Annotated in this window: 5 protein-coding genes; 4 read left to right on the forward strand and 1 reads right to left on the reverse strand. The window is 61.7% G+C overall.

The window, feature by feature from the left end; genetic code table 11:
• The 4 genes from ACIQ39_RS18655 to ACIQ39_RS18670 form a co-directional block, all read left to right on the forward strand.
• The coding region (locus tag ACIQ39_RS18655) for an undecaprenyl-diphosphate phosphatase (protein ID WP_396436082.1) at positions 1 to 727 on the forward strand (727 nt) is incomplete at its 5' end.
• Between the two features lie 99 nt (positions 728 to 826).
• Positions 827 to 2,050 carry an MFS transporter gene (locus ACIQ39_RS18660; RefSeq protein WP_396436083.1) on the forward strand — a complete coding sequence of 408 codons (1,224 nt, stop codon included), beginning with the start codon at positions 827 to 829 and terminating at the stop codon, positions 2,048 to 2,050.
• A 26-nt stretch (positions 2,051 to 2,076) separates the two neighbouring features.
• The gene (locus tag ACIQ39_RS18665; protein ID WP_396436084.1) at positions 2,077 to 2,574 is read left to right on the forward strand and encodes a nuclear transport factor 2 family protein; all 498 of its coding nucleotides are present in this window, start codon (positions 2,077 to 2,079) and stop codon (positions 2,572 to 2,574) included.
• A 31-nt stretch (positions 2,575 to 2,605) separates the two neighbouring features.
• Complete coding sequence (locus tag ACIQ39_RS18670) at positions 2,606 to 3,418, forward strand: enoyl-CoA hydratase (protein WP_396436085.1); 813 nt, start codon at positions 2,606 to 2,608, stop codon at positions 3,416 to 3,418.
• A gap of 21 nt (positions 3,419 to 3,439) precedes the next feature.
• On the opposite strand, the gene ACIQ39_RS18675 is transcribed toward ACIQ39_RS18670, so the two are convergent.
• Positions 3,440 to 4,286: CoA transferase (locus ACIQ39_RS18675; protein ID WP_396436086.1), on the reverse strand; the 847-nt coding region annotated here is incomplete at its 5' end.

A 4,286-nucleotide genomic window follows, 5' to 3' on the forward strand; every position in this document is an offset into this window, starting at 1 on the left:
CGGGGCTTTGCTGGGTTTTGACGATGACAAGGCCAAGGTGTTTGACATCGCCATCCAGACGGGCGCGATTTTGGCGGTGATCATTGTGTATTGGCAAAAGATCAGCAGCACCGTGCGTGCCTTGCCGCGCAGCGCCGATGCCCAGCGTTTTGCGTTGAATGTGTTCATCGCTTTTGTGCCTGCCGTGATCTTGGGGTTGATGTTTGGCAAAGCCATCAAGGCGAACCTGTTCACACCCGAGGTGGTGGCCACCACGTTCATCATTGGCGGTTTCATCATTTTGTGGGCCGAGCGCAGACAGGCCAGCGCCGTGCATATTGCCGAGGTCGAAGACATGCGTTGGCAAGATGCACTCAAGGTGGGCTTGGTGCAGTGCCTGGCCATGATTCCGGGCACCAGCCGCAGCGGCGCGACCATCATCGGCGGCATGTTGCTTGGCATGTCGCGCAAGGCCGCGACCGACTTTTCTTTTTACCTGGCCATTCCCACGTTGATTGGTGCCGGGGCCTACAGCCTGTACAAAGACCGTGCCTTGCTCAGCATGAGCGATGCGCCGATGTTTGCGGTGGGTCTGTTGTTTTCTTTTTTGAGTGCCTGGGTGTGTGTGCGCTGGTTGCTCAAGTTCATCTCGACCAACAGCTTTGAGGTGTTTGCTTGGTACCGGATCGTGTTCGGTCTGGTGGTGCTGGGCACCAGCTACTATGGCCTGGTGACCTGGGCGGCTTGATCGGGTGAACCTAGGCGACATGCTGGGCCTTGGGCCGCGCCCAAAATAGAAATCTCTTGTTTGCCGCATCCTGCGGATGCGTTTGTTCAAAGCCCCTGAATGTCTGTTGCCCTGTCCGCCTCTTTTCGCCGTCTGGCCTGGTCCAATTTGCTGGCCCAGTCGGCCGAGCAGCTGAGTCTGGCTGCTGTCCCGATCGTGGCGGTGCTCTTGCTCAAGGCCGGACCCGGTGAAATTGGTTTGTTGGCCTCCATCCAATCGCTGCCGTTTTTGCTGCTCTCCATGCCGCTGGGCCTGCTGGCCGACCGCACTTCGCGCACGCGCTTGATGGCGCTGGCCGAGACGCTGCGGGCCTTGGCTTTGTTGTTGTTGCTGGCGCTGATCGTCACGGGTCATGTGTCGATTGCGGCTTTGGCCATCATCGGCTTCATGGCGGCGGTGGGCACGGTGGCCTTCAGCGTGGCTGCGCCTTCGCTGGTGCCCGCGCTGGTGCAGGTGGAGGGCTTGGCGCAAGCCAATGGGCGGCTGGAATTGGCGCGCAGCGCGGCGTTTGCGGCAGGCCCAGCTTTGGCCGGGGCCTTGATCGCATGGACCGGGGCGTCGGCGGCGTTTGTGCTGTCGGGCATGTTGTCGGTGGCAGCGGTTTTGTGCCTGCGTGGCATCCGCGAACCTGAACGCGCTGCCATGCCTGCACGCCACCCTTTGCTGGAGTTGCAAGACGGGGCCAAGTGGGTGTGGCAAAGCGACTTGCTCAGGCCCATGATGTTTTGTTCGATCGCCTGGAACATATCTTGGTTCATGTTGCAAGCGGCCTATGTGCCCTATGCGATCCACGACTTGGGGCTGGACGCCAGTGGCGTGGGTGTGACGCTGGCTTTGTATGGCGTGGGCATGATCTTGGGGGCATTGCTGGCGCCGCGTGTGGTGCGAGCGCTGCCGTTTGGGCAGGCGATTTTGCTCGGACCTTATTTCTCGGTGTTGGCCGCGTTCACCATGGCGCTGACCTTGTATTGGCCGCAAGGCTGGTTGGCGGCGCTGTCTTACTTTTTCTTCGGGGTGGGGCCCATCATCTGGACCATCACATCAACCACGCTGCGCCAGACGGTGACGCCCCGCGCCATGATTGGGCGGGTCACGTCGATCAACATTGTGGTCAGCACGGGCGCGCGGCCTTTGGGTGCGGCGCTGGGCGGTGTGGTGGGGGTGAGCTTTCCGGTTTCAGTCAGCCTGTGGTGTGTGGTCTTGGGCTTTGGACTGCAGGCCATCATTATCAGCGCGTCCAAGGTGCGCACGCTCCAGCGCTTGCCTGAACCTTTGCCCGATTGATTTTAAAAAACAGAGGAGACAAGAACATGCAACAAGCCGCGTTTGAAGAATTGTTGAAGCGGTTTTCGGCCGCTGCCGAAGCAGGTGATGGCGAGGCCTTTGCGCAGTGCTTCACGGCCGACGGCATCTACCACGACTACATCTATGGTGACCACACGGGCCGCGCCGACATTGCCCACATGATGAACGACCTGTTCCACCGCGATGCCGGGCCAGACTACCGCTGGGAGATGTTCGAGCCCGTGTGCAATGGGCAGCTGGCCTATGCGCGGTCTTTGTCGAGCTTCACCTCGAAGGTGCCCGAGTTTGCGGGGCGGCAGGTGGTGATCGACGGCATCAGCCGCTTTGAGCTGCGTGACGGGCTGATTTGCGATTACAGCGAATCGGTCAACGGCGGCGTGGCCATGGTGCAGCTGGGGGTGGCTGCGCCGCGCCTGGAAAAAGTGCTCAAGCGCTGGAGCCAGCAGCTGCTGGAACAGCCCGCCACCCAAGCGTTTTTGGCCCGTGGCAAACGCACTGCGTGAGTTGTTTCATGTTTCTTTGAAAGGCCTTGCCATGAGTTACCAAGACATCCTCTACAACGTCGAGCACCGCATTGCGACCATCACCTTGAACCGGCCGGACAAGCTCAATGCCTGGACCCATGTTATGGAGCGCGAGGTGCGCGAGGCCATGGACGCTGCCGCCGCAGACGAGGGCGTGCGCGCCATCGTGATCACGGGTGCGGGGCGGGGCTTTTGCGCGGGGGCCGACATGGATTTGCTCAAGGGCCTGGACCCGAGCGACATCACGGCGACGACTTGGACAAAACCTTTTGATGTGAACCAGCGGCTGGATTACCAGACGCGTTATGGGTTTTACCCGGCGATCCCGAAGCCGGTGATCGGCATGCTCAACGGCGCGACCGCCGGCATTGGGCTGGTGCACGCTCTGTATTGCGACATCCGGTTTGCGGCCGACAACGCGGTGTTCACCACCGCGTTTTCTAGGCGTGGCTTGATCGCCGAGCATGGCTTGAGCTGGATGCTGCCGCGCATTGTGGGCCACGCCAACGCGATGGACTTGCTGCTGTCGGCCCGCAAGGTGATGGCCCCCGAGGCGCAGGCCATGGGCTTGGTCAACAAGGTGTTTGCGCCCGACGCTTTGGCCGCTGCAACCTATGCCTATGCGCGCGATTTGGTGGACAACGTGTCGCCGCGTTCGATGGCGGTGATCAAGCGCCAGCAGTACGACGCGCCGTTTCAGACGCTGGCAGAAAACACCCGCCAAGCCAACGTGGAGATGGCCCGCAGTTTTGCGAGTGACGACTTTCGCGAAGGGGTGGCGCATTTCATGGAAAAACGCGCACCGCAATTCACTGGCAACTGAGGCTCAAGGGTTGCCCCCGACTCACTTGTTGAGGGTCATCAACGGGATGTCTTTGGCCACGGCCAGCTTGTCGAGCTGCGCGCGGGTTTGGCTGGCCATAAAAGCTTCTATGGCTTTTCGGGTGGCGGGTTTGAACAGGTCCTTGATCGGGTGGGTCAGTTGGACGCCTGCGGCTTCGCACAGACTCAGCGCAAAGTGCGGCTCCAGGGCTGCCACGGCCACGCGGCCGTTTTTGCAGGCGTAAATGCGGTAGCCCGCGTGGGCACCGCCCACCGCACCGTCGGGGGTGGTCATGCGCAGCTGGCGCGGCAGGGCCAGCCAAGCGGCGGCATCGGACAGGGCCACTTCGTGCCGCGAGCCCTTGCCTGTGCTCTTGAGCGAGATCACCGCTTTGAGCGTGGCTTCGCTGGCCATGAGCGCGCCGCCCATGTCGGCAAACAAACTCGGGGGCAGGTCCATGCCGTTGACCAAACCGACTTCAGCTTGGTAGGTCAAATCGTGGCCGGGAATCTCAGCCAGCGGGCCGGGTGCGCCCACCACTTCGATCAGGCTGAGCGCGGGGTATTGTTTGCGAAGCGACTTCCAGCTCAGGCCCAACTTGGTCAGCGCCGAGGGGCGGAATGAGGTCAGCAGCACATCGGTCTTGGGCAACAGCTTGTGCATCGCAGCTTGCCCCGCTGCAGTTTTGAGGTCCAGGGTGTGGTGTTTCACGCCCTTGTGCATCAGCGCGTAACCATCGGGCGTGTAGTGCTGCATCGGGTCGCCAGAAGGCGGGTTGACCTTGGTGCAGCTGGCGCCCATTTGGGCCAGGCGCATCAGGGCGGCAGGGCCGGGCAGGTTGAGGGCGAGGCTGACGACGCGAACGCCG

Origin of the sequence: Limnohabitans sp. (assembly GCF_044361645.1) — a bacterium.
Classification (GTDB): Bacteria; Pseudomonadota; Gammaproteobacteria; order Burkholderiales; family Burkholderiaceae_C; genus Limnohabitans_A.